The organism is Psychrobacter sp. H29 (assembly GCF_059073055.1).
Map to the genome: position 1 here is coordinate 940,927 of NZ_JCACRY010000001.1, position 17,752 is coordinate 958,678.

The following is a 17,752-nucleotide window of genomic DNA, read 5'->3' on the forward strand; positions in this document are numbered from 1 at the left end:
TCGTGGATAGATAGCGAGCACTCTGACTGTGTCAGTTTGATGGTCTCTTATGTCAGTTTGATGGCCTCTAGTGTATCGGCTATCAAACCCCATGACGTTCTGGCTTTTTGTAGTAACACCATAATATTCTAAGGATAGATAACTATGCGAGAAACTTTTGAATTACCACTCGTAGGTGTCAAAGTCATCGATTTTGGTCAATATATTGCAGGTCCTGCTGTTGGCATGATGCTTGGCGATCTCGGCGCTACCGTGGTTCATATAGACCCGCCGTCAGGTCCAAAATGGCACAGTCCGGCTAATGCCGTATTAAACCGCAATAAATTAATGCTAAAAATCGATCTTAAGACTGCTGAGGGCGTGGCGCAAGCTGAAGCGTTGATCTTGGAAAGTGACATTGTGATTGAAGGCTTTCGCCCTGGAAAAATGGCAGAGATGGGGCTTGATCTGGTAGCACTTCGCAAAAAACGTCCACAACTGATTGCCTTATCGATTCCTGGATTTGCCTCAAACGATGAACATCGCCGTGAGCTTCGTGCGTATGAGAGTATCATCTCAGCAAGCTCAGGGGTGTTTACTGACATGGGGCTCAACCGCGTACTCATGGGTATCAACCCATCGTTTTCGCCGCTACCGCTACCTTCTGCTTATGGTGCCATGCTGGCAGGCTCTGCCGTTGTCTTTGCTCTACAAGCTCGTGAAAACACCGGGCTTGGCGACGCCATTGAGGTTCCGCTTGCAGCGGCTGTCATGGAAGGTCTCTGCTACAATTCGATAGAAATCGAGGACTTACCTGAGCGCTATTTGACTCAGCGTGAGGTTGAGATTCAACGCCGCCGTGTCGAAGGCATTCCAATGAACATGGGCTATGAAGAGCTACAAGAATTACTAGATCCTTTTTATCGCAGCTATATGTGCAAAGACGGGCGTATGTTTTACGTGGTATGCCCCAGCCACAAACATCATGCAAAGCGTTGCCTAGAGGTTTTAGGGTTGTACGATGAATTAATTGAGGAAGGGTTAACTGAAGAGGAGGATACTTATGTACCTTCTAGTCAGTGGCAGTCTGATACCTCGCTTGGTGTTTATCCGATGCCAAAATACTGGGCAGATCATATCGCTGAAAAAATGAAAGGCGCTTTCTTGAAACGCACCTCAAAAGAGTGGCAAAAGATCTTTGGGAAACGCGGTATACCTGGGGCGCCCCAACGTTGGCTACAGGAGTGGATCCATGATGATCATGCCGAAACCACAGGACTGATGATCGAAGTCGAAGACCCCACCTATGGCAAGATGATTCAGCCAGGCCCAATTGTGTGGCTTGAAGAGTGCGGCGAACAAATGCTGCAACCCAAACCGCCGATGCCTATAGATTTTGATAAGGCTTTTAAAAAACTAAAGAGCATCAAGACCAAGCTGCCTTCAGTGAAAGACAGTGATGAGACCTATGGCTGGCTAGATGGTATCAAAGTTCTTGATCTATGTAATGTAATTGCCGGACCGCATTCAGCAGCTTACTTGGCACGGTTTGGTGCAGAGGTCATCAAGCTCGATCCTGCGTCACCACTGTACGATAGCTGGAACACCGTTATTTACGGTATGTCTCAAATGGTAGGCAAGCAGTCGATACTTGCTGATATTCGTTATGGACAAGGACGGGACGTATTCGAACAACTGGTTCGTTCCGCTGACGTCATTGTTTGGAATGCAACAGACACACAAATCAAAAAAATGGGCTTGGATACTGAGGGTTTAAAAGCATTAAACCCTGAGGCGATCTTCTGCAAGCTAGATTGTTTCAGTGGCGTTCGCAAAGGCCCATGCAGTGACTTCATTGGTTATGACGATGTCGTTCAGGCGTCTACTGGCATCATGTTACGCTGCGGCGGCGCTATGGATACGCCTGAAGAACATGCGCATGTCGGTACCATCGATGTTATGTGCGGTTTTGGCGGTGCAATGAGCATTGGCGTAGCGCTCTATCAAAAGTATCGTACAGGCCAAATTGGGCGTGGTCGTACCTCATTAGTCGCAAACAGCGCGTTGTTACAAATCCCATACTGCTATGACTTTGAAAAACGGGGTTTGTTCGAAGAACCCTCAGGCCGAGAGACCAACGGTTACGATGAATTGACGCGTTTTTACTACACCTCTTCGGGGAACTATTTGCTACTGAACGCTTATGAAGGCGACGTCGAAAACTTTGAGAAAGTCGAAGGTTTGGAAGGCTTTAGCCAGCTCGACAAAGATGACCGCGCGGCCTTCTTATCCAATATTTTCCAAAAAGCACCCGCTCATGATTGGATAGAACGCTTGCAAGCGGCTGATATTGCAGCGGTCATTTGTGCAGATATCAATGCGTTGCGTGCCGAATACAGTCACCCGGCAGACAACACGCCAGGCACTGATCGTGGTAGTTACTCTTTCTCAATTTATGAAGACCATCCAAGTGGTCATAGAGTTACGCAGCTTGACCCCTATGCCATTAGACCCTCTAATAGCAAAATATACGCGCTTTCTAGACCTGAAAAGTTCGGCAAATCAACCCGCCAAATCATGCTAGATCTTGGCTATAGTGAGGCGGACATCGAAGCGGGTATCGCCAGTGGCAGTTTGAGTGACAGTTGGGGTGATGAGTTTTTACCAAGTTAAATCAAAATTTAGCCCACAAAAAAGCACCAAGTGACCCAAAGGATTGTGGAACTTGGTGTTCACTTAAGCAAAGAGATATCATCTAAAGGATTAGTCATGAGATATAAAAACAAACCCCCTTTAACCAAACTGCCAATAAAGGTCGCAACCAAAGGCTTTTATGAAGGGTTTAACAAAGACGTTACCATCACCGCTAAAATATTACTTGGCCTACTCATTGTTTGGGCTGTCATATCTCCTGAAAACTCGATGACCGTATTGGGTTCGATCAATAGTTTTTTACTCAATCACTTCTCGACATGGTACATCTTAGCCGTCGCTTCTTTCTTGATTTTAGCGATGCTTTTGGCATTTATCCCACGCTATGGCAAGCTGATTTTGGGAGATTCAGGTGACACGCCTGAGTTCTCTAATTTTTCATGGTTTTCTATGATCTTCGGCGCAGGCATTGGTGTGGGTATGTTGACCTTTGCGACCGCAGAGCCCATGTATCATTTTGCCAATAATCCTGAAGTCATCAAAGGCATGGCAACTGGTTATGATGCTGATAATGTGCGATACGCCTACAAGTGGGCTTTTCTACATTGGGGCTTTAGTGCTTGGATTTGTTATTCCTTAGTCGGTCTGTCGATGGCGTACTTTTCTTTTCGGCGCAAATTACCGCTTACTATCCGTTCAGGACTTGCACCGTTATTTGGCAAAAGACTCTCCGGCAGGCTTGGTGATGCAATCGATATTGTCGCCGTTATTGCGACTATTTTGGGCGTGGCTCAGACACTAGGATTTGGGGTTGAGCAGTTTGTGTCTAGTATGCACCGTGTCGGTATGGGCGATTGGTTAATCAACACTGATGGAAAATCGTCAGCAGCAGCGATTATCGTCGCGCTGGTTGTTATCGTTGGCGTTGCCACACTCTCAGCACTTTCTGGTCTCGGCAAAGGGGTTAAATGGCTATCCAACCTAAATATGGGTTTAAGTGTTATTCTCTTTGCATTTTTCTTAATCTTTGGTTCAACATTCTTTGGCTTACAGTCCTTTTTCGTCGGTTTGTTTGACTATGTTGTCGCGTTGCCAGAATTGCTCGTGACCGTTTGGCAGCCAGATGGCACACCTGTTGGCGAGACCCTTGCTACCTGGCAAAAGGACTGGTCGGTGTTTTATTGGGCATGGTGGATTGCTTTTGGTCCCTTTGTTGGTGTGTTCTTTGCCCGTATCTCACGGGGTCGCAGTATTCGCGCTTATCTACTTGGTACGGTCGTTCTCCCCGCGCTCATGTGTTTTATTTGGTTTTCAATTGTGGGCGGTACCGCGATTGACTTAACGCTAGGTGGTACGGATGCCATATCAAGCGTAGGACAGGAGTCTCAATTACTAGCGATGCTCGATGTCATGCTATCGCCAACTGCTGCTTGGGCAATGGCTTTGTTGGTTTTAGTGTTACTCCTAACTTACTTAGTGACCACGTTAGATTCAGCCATTTTGGTCATCAATACGATCAACTCAGGCGGTAACGAAGGTCCAAAAGGTCGTCCACATATCATTTTTTGGGGCGTCATATTGGCATTGGTTGTTGGCGTGCTCCTGATCAGTGGTGGCTTAGGGGCGATCAAAACCGCAATGGTTATTGGTGCCCTGCCCTTTAGCTTTGTTATGGTACTGATGGGCATAGCGCTTATAAAAGCCATTCTCTACGACACCAGTCACGATAACGTGGACAACATAAAGTCAGTCGATGAATAATCATGCTAAAGCGCATCATGTGATACTGCAAGTCGCCTCAATGTTTCTATCTTGAGGCAACTTGATTGATCGTTCAACAAATCAATAACGGTTGACGTACAAACCCATAACGGCGAAGGCCATAATATTTTTAGCATTAATGTATTATGGATTTCGTCAGGTTGGTTTGTCTTACGTCAACAAGGTAGCTCTTGATAAAATCATGCTGTCCTATATTTTTGCCACCTCACGCTCTTGTTATTTCAGCAATATTACTGTTTGGCAAGACTGATGGGTTTGGTGTTCTATTGAGATGGAACAGTTGATCGAGCATAGAGAATGATAGTGAGATAAGACCATACACTTCCTGAATAATCACTTTACAAAACCACGATTACTGATATTCATCTTTAGGAGAATGGTATGAGCACTAATATAACAAGAAACAGTACATATATTGATGGGCATGAAATTTCATTTTTGGAGCAAGGTTCTGGTAGTCCAGTTATCTTGCTACATGGTATTCCAACCAACAGCCTTATGTGGCGCAATATCATTCCACAGCTTGCCAAAACACATCGTGTCATCGCCCCTGACCTTCTCAATTACGGCAAATCTGCGAAGCCAAAACGTGCTGACGTATCTATCAATGCTCAAAGCAGCATGGTGGTAAAGCTCATGGATGCGCTAGGTGCGCGTCAAGCGGATGTTATTGGGCATGATATTGGTGGAGGTGTTGCTCAACTGATAGCACTCAGCTATCCAGAAAAAGTTCGCAAGCTTGTATTGATCGATAGCATCTGTTTTGATTCGTGGCCTATCCCAGATTTTGAGCCGCTACAAGAGCCTGGCGCTGAATCAGACATGAGTTTAGAGGACTTTGTTAGCATGATGCATGGTTTTATGCCAAAAGGCGTAGAAGACAAAAACGTCATGACTGATGAGCTGATTGAGACTTACGTTAAGCCTTGGTCAACTGAAGACGGTAAGCAGGCGTTTTTCCGCAATCTGAGACGGTTAAACAAAGAATATACTCAGGCCATTACTGACGAGCTGCGCAATCTACCTCATCAGACCTTGATACTGTGGGGTGATCAAGACCCTTTCCAAAAGCCAAAATATGCGCCAAAATTAGAAAAGGCCATTCCAAATGCTCAGCTCATCTGGATCAATGACGTTGGTCATTGGCTGATTGATGAAAAACCAACTGAGATTGGTGAACACGTTATTCAATTCCTTGGCTAACGTATGAGCGGTAAATAAATATACTACCCTACCCGACAGAGCGCTGTACCAAATAGTAATGACATTATACTATTTGATACAGCGCTCTGTTATATAGCTTACTGTTTCCGATATGGCTATTTTCGGCATTGCTTTTTATCGTTAGAAAACCGTTATCAATACGGTCTTTTACTGATATTACCTATTATCGATATTGTCTGTTTTATAGGCTACTCACCATAGTATCAGGCGATAAAATAGCGGCTAACGCCTCATCACTGAGTAGTTTTTCTTGTTTGACCAATTCCGCCACACCTGAACCACTCAGCAATGCATGTCCTGCAATACGACTGGCATTTTCATAGCCAATATGCGGCACTAGTGCGGTGACAATACCGATACTGTTTTCGACATGCTGTGCGCAGCGCGTTTCATTTGCCGTAATTCCTTGAATACAGCGCTCATCCAACATACGAATCGATTTTTCCAATATACGTGTGTTGTTGAGGAGGTTATAAACGATTAGCGGCTCCATTGCATTTAACTGCAACTGACCTGCTTCTGCGGCCATAGTGATCGTCATATCTGTCCCCATCACCTGAAATACCGCTTGGTTCATGGCCTCAGGGATCACAGGATTAACTTTACCTGGCATAATGGATGAGCCAGGCTGCATGGCTGGTAGATTAATCTCTCCAAATCCTGTACGCGGTCCACTCGATAGCAATCGCAAATCATTGCTCAACTTAGATAACTTGATAGACAAGCGTTTGAGCGTACCAGAAAACGCCACAAACGCACCCATATCCGCACTCGCTGTAATGAGGTCTTCAGCTGTCTTTACAGGTAGATCGCTGATCGCAGCCAACTCATCAATCGCTACCGCAGCATAACCCTTTGGTGCATTGATACCCGTTCCAATAGCGGTGCCTCCTAAATTCAGCTCACACAGCTGCAGGCAAGCCTGTTCGATTTGTGCGATTTCGCTACCGATATCACTGGCAAAGGCACGGAACTCTTGACCCAATGTCATCGGCACAGCATCTTGTAATTGCGTACGCCCCATCTTTAGAACACCACTGAACGCCTCTGCCTTATCCATTAAACTGCCCTGTAGATTAATGATCGTATCCTTTAGAGGCGCTGCTGCAAATACAATAGCCAAACGCGCAGCACTAGGATAGACGTCGTTAGTAGACTGCGAGCGATTGACATCATTATTGGGATGTAGGTACTCATATTGACCGTACTTCAGCCCCATTTTTGCAAGTCCAATGTTAGCAATCACTTCATTGGCATTCATGTTTGTGGACGTGCCTGCCCCGCCTTGTATCAAATCAACAATGAACTGCTCATGGTACTTACCATCGATGATGTCTGTGCATGCATCGGTGATAGCGCTAAGCTTAGCATCACTGAGCAAGTCATAACGGTGATTGGCTTTGGCAGCCGCTGACTTAACCATAGCCAGCGCTCTAATCAACTCAGGAAAATGACTGATTGAAACTCCTGTGATATTAAAGTTCTGATACGCTCGCTGCGTTTGAATACCATACAAGGCAGTCGCTGGCACAGCTTGCTTGCCAAGTAGGTCTTTTTCAATACGGGTGGGTGTTTGGTCATTACTTAGACGTTCAGTATGGTTCATATATTCGTTCTTCTTATAAGTTAATCAAATAGAAAAGGTGGCAATATAAAAGTGGCAATATGATTGTTATATGCTGATCATTTGACAGCTCATTGATAGCAGTTGCTAAGCACAAAGGACTAGACGAACATGAGTATACTCAGCGCCATGCGCTATAACCGTTAGATCTAGAACCAATCAACAACTGCTCTCAACCACATAAAACAGAGCCATCGTAACGGAGAAGAGGCAACAAGAAAAACGTAAACATTCTGCTCTCAGCCCCAAAAATTTTGGTGCTTATTGACATAGGTAGCAAATAAGATTGTCCTACGAAGAGAACAATGTTATTTAAAACTGCTTTAAGAGATTTCTTGGAAGAATAAAGCTTGGAAAATACGAGGCACACAATAAATAGGAAAAGAGTTTTTAGACGCTCTTACTTATAAGAATAAGCGTTTTATGATTTGAGCATAGCGGATAAAGAAACGCTGTAGGGAGGATGACCATACAGACAACGACTGGCACGAGACTAGATATAAAAAACTGGTTATCACAGACCCAATACTTGCTTTAAGGCAATAATTTGTGGCTGCTGACGGTCTACGTAACGGTAGGCAAGCACCACCTCTCGAGCCAGACTATTATCACCCAAATGATGAATCTGGACTGGTGCCGTACTCCTGATCCACAGCCCAGCATATGGAATCAGCGCCACACCCAAACCAGACTCAACCATTCTGACAATTGCATCGAGATCATTGATCTCCATAATGGTGTTTACCTTGATGTCTTGCTGCTTAAAAAACTTGCTCAATTTTGCCCCAGAAGAAGACTGCAAGCTGTAATGAATAAAAGGATGTTGCTCAAAGGTTTGTTTTAGGCTATGAAAAGGCCATTTTTTTGGTGTGATCAGTACATAAGGCTCAGTCATAATAGACTGAGTAACGATGTCTTTGGGCAAGGTAAACGCCGGCTGTATCGTAATGGCAGCGTCGATACTCCCAACTGCCAGTTTTTCAAACAACTCTATAGAACGCCCTGGGATGATCTCAGTTTGCATCAGCGGCGCCAATATCGTAATGGCTTTTAGCGCCTCTGGCAAAATACCGACTTGAACTGAGTTGATAGCACCAATTCTAAGTTGACCATAATAGCTGGCAATATCTGTGTCTGAAGGCGACTGCATGGTTGCATAGAGCTGCAATATCTCTTTAGCGATTGGTAGTACCCGTGCCCCTTGCGGATTAAGCGTGACAGCACGAGCAGAGCGAATAAAGAGCGCCAAACCCAGCGTATCCTCCAGACTTTTTATCTGCGCACTCACAGCGGACTGGGTAAGATTGATGTGCCGAGCAGCCGCTGCAAAACTGTCCAATTCGCAAACTGCAACAAAGGTTTTAAGCTCTCTTATCATTGGTGTCACCGCATATAGTGTTGATATTTGCTTCAGACTTTTTTTAGGCTCTACGGCTATTATCACTTCTGTACAAAGGCAATAGCAATTGAAGTTAGCGTATAAATGAATACTTCGTTAAGTAGTATAAGCTAACGCTTCATTAACATCTAACAAATTGACAGCAAGGGTTGGCTTATACTACCATTGAAAACTCACTTTATTAATCTTACCTATCACATGTAAGATCGTTTCGGAGTAACCTCATGCAGTGGACTAAACCAGCTTTTCAAGACATCCGTATCGGTTTCGAAATCACTATGTATTTTGAAGCACGCTAAAAACTCATAAACCTGAATACATTAAAAGCCCTAGATGATTAGGGCTTTTACTTTTTTAGCAATTTGGAAATATTGATCTATGTATATTCACGTTTTAGGCTCAGCAGCGGGCGGCGGCTTTCCGCAGTGGAACTGTAACTGCGAAAACTGCCACGGTGTACGCCAAGGAACCATCGACGCACAGACCCGTACCCAGTCCTCAATTGCCATATCAGAAAATGGCGTTGACTGGATTTTATTTAACGCATCCCCTGATATTCGCCAGCAGCTATTTGACTTTAAAGCGGCTCAGCCAGCCCGTCATTTAAGAGACACAGGCATCACCGATGTGGTATTGATGGACAGTCAGCTTGACCATACCACGGGTCTATTAACACTACGTGAAGGCTGTCCCATCTCTGTTTGGTGTACCGACATGGTACATGAAGACCTCAGCACAGGGTTTCCGCTGTTTAACATGTTAAAGCATTGGAATGGCGGTCTACAATACAATCAAATCGACCCGAAACAAAGCTTTCAAATTGACGGTTACAGCAATTTAGAACTAACGCCTTTAGTCATTAGAAGCTCAGCACCGCCATACTCGCCGCATCGCAACGACCCTCATGATGGCGACAATATCGCACTGATTGTAAAAGATTTAAAAACACAAAAGCAGCTGTTCTATGCGCCAGGCTTGGGCAAAATTGATGATGAAGTGATGCAAATCATGAAAGCGTCTGATTGCGTGATGATTGACGGTACGCTATGGACAGACAACGAGATGCAAGAACGCGGCGTTGGTACGAAAACGGGCCAAGATATGGGTCATTTGCATATTAGCGGTGATAACGGCTCGCTGCATTATTTAGATCAGCTCGACAATGCTCGTAAGGTTCTCATTCATATCAACAATACCAACCCGATATTAAATGAGCAATCTGAACAAGCAGCGACATTAAAACAGTATGGTGTTGAAGTGGCCTTTGATGGTATGCAGATAGAGCTTTAAGACAAACGGTAAGACAAAGACAGCAATCGCAAGGTAAAAATAATGCAAGAACAAACCGCAGCACTCAGCCCAGAAGCGTTTGAACAAGCGATTATGGCAAAAGGTCAGTATTATCATATTCACCATCCTTTTCATATCATGATGCATGAAGGGCGCGCGACGCAGCAGCAAATCCAAGCGTGGGTCGCCAATCGATTTTATTACCAAATCAATATCCCACTAAAAGACGCGGCGATTATGGCAAACTGTCCCGATCAGCGCGTGCGTCAAGAGTGGATCCAGCGCATGATTGATCAAGATGGCGTTTATCCTGATGGTGGCGGCCGTGAAGCGTGGCTTGGTCTGGCAGAAGCGGTTGGACTGACGCGTGAGCAAGTGATTTCGGAAGAGTTGGTTTTGCCCGGTGTGCGTTTTGCTGTTGATGCTTATGTGAATTTTGCCCGCCGCACGTCATGGCGTGAGGCGGCGAGCAGCTCATTGACCGAGCTGTTTGCGCCGCAGATTCATCAGTCGCGTCTAGAGTCTTGGCCCAAACACTACCCTTGGATTAAAGAAGAAGGCTATACCTATTTTCGCTCGCGTTTGAGTCAAGCTCGCCGTGATGTTGAGCATGGCCTGACCATTACCCTTGATTCGTTCAAGACGGCCGAAGAACAAGAACGCATGCTTGAGATATTACAATTTAAACTCGATATTTTGTGGACGATATTGGATGCCTTGAGTCTCGCCTATGTGCATGACCAAGCGCCTTATCAAAGCGTCACCACTGACCATGTCTGGCATAAAGGATTGTTCAAATGAGTATACCCGCTAGTTTACCTGAGCTGGATCAATCGTTGGTTCCTACATGGCGTCATGGCTATCGCTTCCAGTTTGAGCCAGCGCAAGACGCGTATGTCTTGCTCTACCCTGAAGGGATGATCACACTCAACGACAGTGCCAGTATCATTGGACAGCATATTGATGGCACCGCATCGGTTGCTGATATTATTCAAAAAGTGAAAGCGATGTTTGGCGATGTCCCTGAAATCGAGCAAGATATCATTGAATATATGCTGGTTGCTCAGCGCGAACATTGGATTGATTTAGTATGACTGCACCCGTCGGACTGCCGCTATGGTTACTCGCTGAGTTGACCTATCGCTGCCCCTTACAATGCCCGTATTGCTCCAACCCCATTGATTATGCTCAGTATAAAGACGAGCTGACGACAGCGGAGTGGTTTGATGTGTTTGATCAGGCGCGGCAAATGGGCGCGGTGCAGCTTGGGTTTTCTGGCGGTGAGCCACTGGTGCGTCAAGACTTGGAAGAAATGGTCGCTTATGCGCATCAGAAAGGTTTTTATACCAATCTCATCACTTCAGGTATGGGACTGACTGAGGCTAGAATCGCGAGCCTAAAAGAAGCCGGCCTACAGCATATTCAGATCAGCTTCCAAGCCAGTGATCCATCAGTAAACAATGCCCTAGCAGGTTCCAAACATGCTTTTGAGCAAAAGTATGAGATGTCACGTCTGGTCAAGCAGTACGACTATCCGATGGTGCTTAACTTTGTGATTCATCGGCAAAACATCGATCAGATCGACCAGATTATTGAGCTGTGTTTAGAGTTAGAGGCCGATACGGTTGAATTAGCTATCTGTCAGTTTTATGGTTGGGCATTTGAAAACATCGAAGGCCTATTGCCGACCAAAGAACAAGTAGTCAGAGCCGAGCGCATCACTAATGAATACCGTAAAAAAATTGAAGAGCGCGGTATCAAATGCAAACTGATTTTTGTGGTGCCTGATTACTACGAAGAGCGGCCAAAACCTTGTATGGATGGCTGGGGCAAGATTTTCTTGACTGTGGCACCTGATGGCATCGCCTTACCTTGTCATGCTGCTAGACAGCTACCCATGTCCTTTCCCAATATCAGGCAAACGCCATTAAAAGAAATCTGGTATGACTCAGACAGCTTCAATCAGTATCGCGGTGATGAATGGATGCCTGACATGTGCCAAAGCTGCCCCGATAAAGAGCGCGATTATGGCGGCTGCCGTTGCCAAGCGTTTATGCTGACGGGCGATGCCAAAAACGCCGATCCTGTATGCGGCAAATCGCCATATCACTACCTGATCGAAGAAGCACGTGTTAATAGCGAGACGCCAACTCCGTTTGAAGAGCTGCGCTTTAGGAACCCTAAAAACTCTAAGCAGCTAAGTGGCAGAAAAGCCAATGAAACACAAACGAGTCAAGAGCAACTGATTCCCACGCGTACGGTCACGGATTAATGATGAATAACCAGCCTATAATTTTTGATGGTCATAATGATCTACTAACCCGCCTTTGGCTAAGCTCGGCTGATGATCCTGTGCATGATTTTATTTATGGCACACTACCGGGACATTTGGATCTAGATCGTTGTCGACAAGCAGGATGGATGGGCGGCTTGTTTTCTATCTTTTTGCCGCCCTACGCTTATGTGAAAAACAACCATCCTGATAAGTTATCCAACCCATCAAACTCAGACTTCACTGCGCAAGAAATCGTTGATATTTGCTGTGCGCAACTAGAACTTGCCCAGCAATTACAAGCACGATCAGACGGTCAGATTCAAATCTGTACGTCTGTTGCACAAATTCAAGCCTGTCAGCAGAACCAGCAACTGGCCATTGTTTTGCATCTTGAAGGCGCTGAGTTTTTGGCTATTGAGCCTGACTTGCTGGATGTATTTTATGAGGCAGGACTCAGAAGTATTGGCCCACTGTGGAATAGGAAAAGCCTATTCGGTGATGGTTTAAATGCGTCTTTTCCGCACTCGCCAAATACAGGCTCTGGTCTAACCCGTGAAGGCAAAGAACTTATTTTGGCATGCCGTGATAAGCATATGCTGATTGACGTGTCCCATATGAATGAGCGCGCGTTTTGGGATACGTTAGAGATTGCGAATCAGCCGATTGTCGCAACCCACTCCAATGCGCACGCATTATGTCCGCAAGCAAGAAACCTGACTGATCGACAGTTGGCTGCCATTAAACAAAATGGTGGTCTAGTTGGGGTGAACTTCGATGTGGCTTTTTTGCGTGCGGATGGGCAGCGAGATACGCAGACCTCCCTTGATGTCATTGTCGATCATCTTGCTTACTTGATTGACCATTTGGGCGAAGATCACGTTGGCTTTGGCTCTGATTTTGATGGTTGTCTATTGCCGGATGAATTGTCTGATATCAGTCAAATCGCCAAACTGATTGAGCGGATGCAGCAGCGGCACTTCTCTGATGCGCTTATTGAAAAAATCACGTCAAAGAACTGGTTTGCTGTGTTAGATAAGATATGGAAGGAGTAAGCTAGATGAGTTTTACGAAAAAAGGTAGCAGTAGGACTAGATAGCAAATATTTTTCAGTAAATAGTAATATAGTTAAGAGCGATGTAAAAACACTCAATATTGTTATCTAAAACGTTTTTAAGACAGCCATAAAGGGAGTCTATCTATAAGCATCAATTCCCTAGAAGCCTATCATTGACTACTTGTAAAAACTAGTACATATCTAAGATGAAATAATGGCTATCAGAACAAAGTAGGCGGCACTTGATGGTTAGTATCTACACGAATGAAAAAGACTGAGTCCTACAAATTGTAGAACTCAGTCTTTGAAGTAAAATAGCACACTCCAATTAAGCTTAACCGTCATTATGTATTTTACATAATTAATTGCTAAGCTCTATGCTAGCTCTAATCAATGGAAATAACTATTAATTAATAAGGAAAGAAACCCCTAAATTACCACCTTGTTCATCGCTGTTGCCGCCGAAAGCACTATTGAACCCAAATTTACCATCTACTGTTGTGTAGTTAACGCCTAGCGCGTAACCAGTTTCACCCGACCAGGTGCCACCTGCTAAACCAACACTGAACTTACCTGGTACAGTTGAATATTTAAGACCAGCAAATGCTAATGATGAGGCTAACCCTTTGTTTTGACGATCTTCTAATGAGTTAATCTCACGATCTGTATAGCCAAATGCTGCAGCTTGACTTTGGAATAATTGACCACCGTTCACAGCGTCGGTTGATGACGCAGAGACTTCGCCCGCTGCTACATTCCTTACAACATTATTGCCCATACTAACTGTAGCACCTCTACTAGCAATAAGTGACTCCGACACTTCTAGCGTTTGTGTACTAATGTCATCAGGTCTAAAAGTATTTGTTAGAACCAATTCATTAGCAGTCACACTACCTGCTACTGATAAATTACCTGTAGTACTGATGTCACCAGTATTAACAATACCATTAGTAGTCGTGGTACCTGTTGCTGTCAAGTTGGTAGTAGTCAGACTATCCGTATTGATAGCGCCTGTGTTAGCAATACCATTTGTAGTTGCTTGACCGGCAACACTTAATGTATTCCCTAGTGTAGCTGCGCCAGTATTCGTTAGTGTGCCTGTGTTGGTAATGTCACCATCGTTAGCCAAAAGACCTGTATTGTCAAGACCATTTGTAGTGATGGTACCTGTTGCTGTCAGGTTGGCCGTAGTCAAACTGTCCGTACTGATAGCACCGGTATTGTCTAAACCATTAGTACTAGATTGACCGGCTACGCTCAATGTATCTTCTAATGTTGTTGCGCCTGTGTTGGTCAGGGTGCCTGAGTTAGTCAAGTTGCCTGTGTTAGCCAAAAGACCGGTATTGTCTAAACCATTAGTACTAGATTGACCGGCTACGCTCAATGTATCTTCTAAGGTTGTTGCGCCTGTGTTGGTCAGGGTGCCTGAGTTAGTTAAGTTGCCTGTGTTAGCCAAAAGACCGGTATTGTCTAAACCATTAGTACTAGATTGACCAGCTACGCTCAATGTATCTTCTAAGGTTGTTGCGCCTGTGTTGGTCAGGGTACCTGAGTTAGTCAAGTTGCCTGTGTTAGCCAAAAGACCGGTATTGTCTAAACCATTAGTACTAGATTGACCGGCTACGCTCAATGTATCTTCTAAGGTAGTCGCGCCTGTGTTGGTCAGGGTGCCTGAGTTAGTCAAGTTGCCTGTGTTAGCCAAAAGACCGGTATTGTCTAAACCATTAGTACTAGATTGACCGGCTACGCTCAATGTATCTTCTAAGGTTGTTGCGCCTGTGTTGGTCAGGGTGCCTGAGTTAGTTAAGTTGCCTGTGTTAGCCAAAAGACCGGTATTGTCTAAACCATTAGTACTAGATTGACCGGCTACGCTCAATGTATCTTCTAAGGTTGTTGCGCCTGTGTTGGTCAGGGTGCCTGAGTTAGTTAAGTTGCCTGTGTTAGCCAAAAGACCGGTATTGTCTAAACCATTAGTACTAGATTGACCGGCTACGCTCAATGTATCTTCTAAGGTTGTTGCGCCTGTGTTGGTCAGGGTGCCTGAGTTAGTTAAGTTGCCTGTGTTAGCCAAAAGACCGGTATTGTCTAAACCATTAGTACTAGATTGACCGGCTACGCTCAATGTATCTTCTAAGGTTGTTGCGCCTGTGTTAGTCAGGGTGCCTGAGTTAGTTAAGTTGCCGGTGTTAGCCAAAAGACCGGTATTGTCTAAACCATTAGTACTAGATTGACCGGCTACGCTCAATGTATCTTCTAAGGTTGTTGCGCCTGTGTTGGTCAGGGTGCCTGAGTTAGTTAAGTTGCCTGTGTTAGCCAAAAGACCGGTATTGTCTAAACCATTAGTACTAGATTGACCAGCTACGCTCAATGTATCTTCTAAGGTTGTTGCGCCTGTGTTGGTCAGGGTACCTGAGTTAGTCAAGTTGCCTGTGTTAGCCAAAAGACCGGTATTGTCTAAACCATTAGTACTAGATTGACCGGCTACGCTCAATGTATCTTCTAAGGTAGTCGCGCCTGTGTTGGTCAGGGTGCCTGAGTTAGTCAAGTTGCCTGTGTTAGCCAAAAGACCGGTATTGTCTAAACCATTAGTACTAGATTGACCGGCTACGCTCAATGTATCTTCTAAGGTTGTTGCGCCTGTGTTGGTCAGGGTGCCTGAGTTAGTTAAGTTGCCTGTGTTAGCCAAAAGACCGGTATTGTCTAAACCATTAGTACTAGATTGACCGGCTACGCTCAATGTATCTTCTAAGGTTGTTGCGCCTGTGTTGGTCAGGGTGCCTGAGTTAGTTAAGTTGCCTGTGTTAGCCAAAAGACCGGTATTATCTAAACCATTAGTACTAGATTGACCGGCTACGCTCAATGTATCTTCTAAGGTTGTTGCGCCTGTGTTGGTCAGGGTGCCTGAGTTAGTTAAGTTGCCTGTGTTAGCCAAAAGACCGGTATTGTCTAAACCATTAGTACTAGATTGACCGGCTACGCTCAATGTATCTTCTAAGGTAGTCGCGCCTGTGTTGGTCAGGGTGCCTGAGTTAGTCAAGTTGCCGGTGTTAGCCAAAAGACCGGTATTGTCTAAACCATTAGTACTAGATTGACCGGCTACGCTCAATGTATCTTCTAAGGTTGTTGCGCCTGTGTTGGTCAGGGTGCCTGAGTTAGTTAAGTTGCCTGTGTTAGCCAAAAGACCGGTATTGTCTAAACCATTAGTACTAGATTGACCGGCTACGCTCAATGTATCTTCTAAGGTTGTTGCGCCTGTGTTGGTCAGGGTGCCTGAGTTAGTTAAGTTGCCGGTGTTAGCCAAAAGACCGGTATTGTCTAAACCATTAGTACTAGATTGACCAGCTACGCTCAATGTATCTTCTAAGGTTGTTGCGCCTGTGTTGGTCAGGGTGCCTGAGTTAGTTAAGTTGCCTGTGTTAGCCAAAAGACCGGTATTGTCTAAACCATTAGTACTAGATTGACCGGCAACATCTAGTGTGCTCTCTAAAGTAGTCGCATTTTGAACTGCTAGTGTACCATTTAGATCCGTTGCACCATTATTGGTTAAAAGACCTGTGTTGGTGACACCATTTGTGGTCGTTTGACCAGTAACGTCTAGTGTGCTCTCTAAAGTAGTCGCGTCTTGAACTGCTAGTATACCATTTAGATCTGTTGCACCATTATTGGTTAAAAGACCTGTGTTGGTGACACCACTTGTGGTCGTTTGACCAGTCGCATTAAGGGTATTAGTGCCAATATTACCAGTATTTGTAATATTACCTGTGTTGGCAATACCGTTTGTCGTCGTTTGACCTGTAACGCCTAGCGTACCATTTAGTTGACTTGCACCATTGTTAGTTAAAAGACCTGTGTTGGTGACGCCATTTGTGGTCGTTTGACCAGTCGCATTAAGGGTATTAGTGCCAATATTACCAGTATTTGTAATATTACCTGTGTTGGCAATACCGCTTGTCGTTGTTTGACCTGTAACACCTAGCGTACCATTTAGTTGACTTGCACCATTGTTGGTTAAAAGACCTGCGTTGGTAACACCATTTGTAGTCGTTTGACCAGTCGCATTGAGGGTATTAGTGCCAATATTGCCAGTATTTGTAATATTGCCAGTATTTGTAATGCCGTTGGTCGTCGTCGTACCAGTCGTAGTAATGGTACCTGTACTTATATTACCAGTGTTAGTAATACCGTTTGTCGTCGTTGTACCTGTTATTGTAGCTGGACCTGCTACCGATAGAGAACCACCATTGCTACCATTTGCAATAATTAAATCCGAGTTTAAAGTAGAACTGGTAGCACAGTTTACTGTCTCCGCTCCACCTGCTCCACATTGTACTACGCCCGGAGTACCAGCTGCCATAACTGGTGATACAAACAATGCACCTGTCGCGGTGGTAATTGCTATAGCCAAAAGCTTGCGCTGAAAGTTGGTTTGCATAATATTTCCTCTCTGAATAATTTAATTAAATACTAAACTGT

At 44.8% G+C, this 17,752-nt stretch carries 12 protein-coding genes; 9 read left to right on the forward strand and 3 right to left on the reverse strand.

Features of this window, described 5'->3' with window-relative positions; all coding sequences use genetic code 11:
* Positions 1 to 144: 144 nt before the first annotated feature.
* From AC5JP1_RS03775 to AC5JP1_RS03785, 3 genes are all read left to right on the forward strand, one after another.
* Complete coding sequence (locus AC5JP1_RS03775; RefSeq protein ID WP_493843186.1) at positions 145 to 2,652, forward strand: CoA transferase; 2,508 nt, start codon at positions 145 to 147, stop codon at positions 2,650 to 2,652.
* 96 nt (positions 2,653 to 2,748) lie between these two features.
* Positions 2,749 to 4,392, forward strand: coding sequence for a BCCT family transporter (locus AC5JP1_RS03780; protein WP_493843187.1), 1,644 nt, complete (start codon positions 2,749 to 2,751; stop codon positions 4,390 to 4,392).
* 402 nt (positions 4,393 to 4,794) lie between these two features.
* The gene (locus AC5JP1_RS03785; RefSeq protein ID WP_493843188.1) at positions 4,795 to 5,616 is read left to right on the forward strand and encodes an alpha/beta fold hydrolase; all 822 of its coding nucleotides are present in this window, start codon (positions 4,795 to 4,797) and stop codon (positions 5,614 to 5,616) included.
* Between the two features lie 202 nt (positions 5,617 to 5,818).
* Here the strand turns inward: AC5JP1_RS03785 and AC5JP1_RS03790 are convergent, their stop codons facing one another.
* The gene (locus AC5JP1_RS03790) at positions 5,819 to 7,243 is read right to left on the reverse strand and encodes an aspartate ammonia-lyase (RefSeq protein WP_493843189.1); all 1,425 of its coding nucleotides are present in this window, start codon (positions 7,241 to 7,243) and stop codon (positions 5,819 to 5,821) included.
* A gap of 532 nt (positions 7,244 to 7,775) precedes the next feature.
* Positions 7,776 to 8,639, reverse strand: a complete 864-nt coding sequence (locus AC5JP1_RS03795) for a LysR substrate-binding domain-containing protein (RefSeq protein WP_493843190.1) — start codon at positions 8,637 to 8,639, stop codon at positions 7,776 to 7,778.
* A 245-nt stretch (positions 8,640 to 8,884) separates the two neighbouring features.
* Between AC5JP1_RS03795 and pqqA the strand changes: the two genes are divergently transcribed.
* The 6 genes from pqqA to AC5JP1_RS03825 all read left to right on the forward strand — a co-directional run bounded on the left by pqqA (position 8,885) and on the right by AC5JP1_RS03825 (position 13,277).
* On the forward strand, positions 8,885 to 8,959 hold the full coding sequence (pqqA, locus tag AC5JP1_RS03800; protein WP_075107140.1) for a pyrroloquinoline quinone precursor peptide PqqA: 75 nt from the start codon (positions 8,885 to 8,887) through the stop codon (positions 8,957 to 8,959).
* A gap of 79 nt (positions 8,960 to 9,038) precedes the next feature.
* Positions 9,039 to 9,950 (forward strand): pyrroloquinoline quinone biosynthesis protein PqqB, encoded by a 912-nt coding sequence (gene pqqB, locus AC5JP1_RS03805; protein ID WP_493843191.1) that lies wholly within the window; start codon positions 9,039 to 9,041, stop codon positions 9,948 to 9,950.
* A 42-nt stretch (positions 9,951 to 9,992) separates the two neighbouring features.
* Complete coding sequence (gene pqqC / locus AC5JP1_RS03810; protein ID WP_493843192.1) at positions 9,993 to 10,751, forward strand: pyrroloquinoline-quinone synthase PqqC; 759 nt, start codon at positions 9,993 to 9,995, stop codon at positions 10,749 to 10,751.
* Positions 10,748 to 11,044, forward strand: coding sequence for a pyrroloquinoline quinone biosynthesis peptide chaperone PqqD (pqqD, locus tag AC5JP1_RS03815; RefSeq protein WP_238038351.1), 297 nt, complete (start codon positions 10,748 to 10,750; stop codon positions 11,042 to 11,044). The genes pqqC and pqqD overlap by 4 nt, the downstream gene beginning before the upstream one ends.
* On the forward strand, positions 11,041 to 12,222 hold the full coding sequence (gene pqqE, locus AC5JP1_RS03820; RefSeq protein ID WP_493843193.1) for a pyrroloquinoline quinone biosynthesis protein PqqE: 1,182 nt from the start codon (positions 11,041 to 11,043) through the stop codon (positions 12,220 to 12,222). The genes pqqD and pqqE overlap by 4 nt, the downstream gene beginning before the upstream one ends.
* Positions 12,223 to 12,224: 2 nt before the next feature.
* Entirely contained in the window at positions 12,225 to 13,277 is a 1,053-nt protein-coding gene (locus AC5JP1_RS03825) for a dipeptidase (RefSeq protein WP_493843194.1), read from the forward strand.
* Positions 13,278 to 13,685: 408 nt separating this feature from the next.
* On the opposite strand, the gene AC5JP1_RS03830 is transcribed toward AC5JP1_RS03825, so the two are convergent.
* A complete protein-coding gene (locus tag AC5JP1_RS03830) occupies positions 13,686 to 17,711 on the reverse strand; it encodes a beta strand repeat-containing protein (protein ID WP_493843195.1) in 4,026 nt (1,341 codons plus the stop codon).
* Between the last annotated feature and the right edge of the window lie 41 nt (positions 17,712 to 17,752).

Excerpts from the sequence above, each read along its gene's own strand:
- AC5JP1_RS03775 (WP_493843186.1), top strand. The coding sequence starts at position 145 with ATGCGAGAAACTTTTGAATTACCACTCGTAGGTGTCAAAGTCATCGAT.
- AC5JP1_RS03780 (WP_493843187.1), top strand. The coding sequence starts at position 2,749 with ATGAGATATAAAAACAAACCCCCTTTAACCAAACTGCCAATAAAGGTC.
- AC5JP1_RS03785 (WP_493843188.1), top strand. The coding sequence starts at position 4,795 with ATGAGCACTAATATAACAAGAAACAGTACATATATTGATGGGCATGAA.
- AC5JP1_RS03790 (WP_493843189.1), bottom strand. The coding sequence starts at position 7,243 with ATGAACCATACTGAACGTCTAAGTAATGACCAAACACCCACCCGTATT.
- AC5JP1_RS03795 (WP_493843190.1), bottom strand. The coding sequence starts at position 8,639 with ATGATAAGAGAGCTTAAAACCTTTGTTGCAGTTTGCGAATTGGACAGT.
- pqqB (WP_493843191.1), top strand. The coding sequence starts at position 9,039 with ATGTATATTCACGTTTTAGGCTCAGCAGCGGGCGGCGGCTTTCCGCAG.
- pqqC (WP_493843192.1), top strand. The coding sequence starts at position 9,993 with ATGCAAGAACAAACCGCAGCACTCAGCCCAGAAGCGTTTGAACAAGCG.
- pqqD (WP_238038351.1), top strand. The coding sequence starts at position 10,748 with ATGAGTATACCCGCTAGTTTACCTGAGCTGGATCAATCGTTGGTTCCT.
- pqqE (WP_493843193.1), top strand. The coding sequence starts at position 11,041 with ATGACTGCACCCGTCGGACTGCCGCTATGGTTACTCGCTGAGTTGACC.
- AC5JP1_RS03825 (WP_493843194.1), top strand. The coding sequence starts at position 12,225 with ATGAATAACCAGCCTATAATTTTTGATGGTCATAATGATCTACTAACC.
- AC5JP1_RS03830 (WP_493843195.1), bottom strand. The coding sequence starts at position 17,711 with ATGCAAACCAACTTTCAGCGCAAGCTTTTGGCTATAGCAATTACCACC.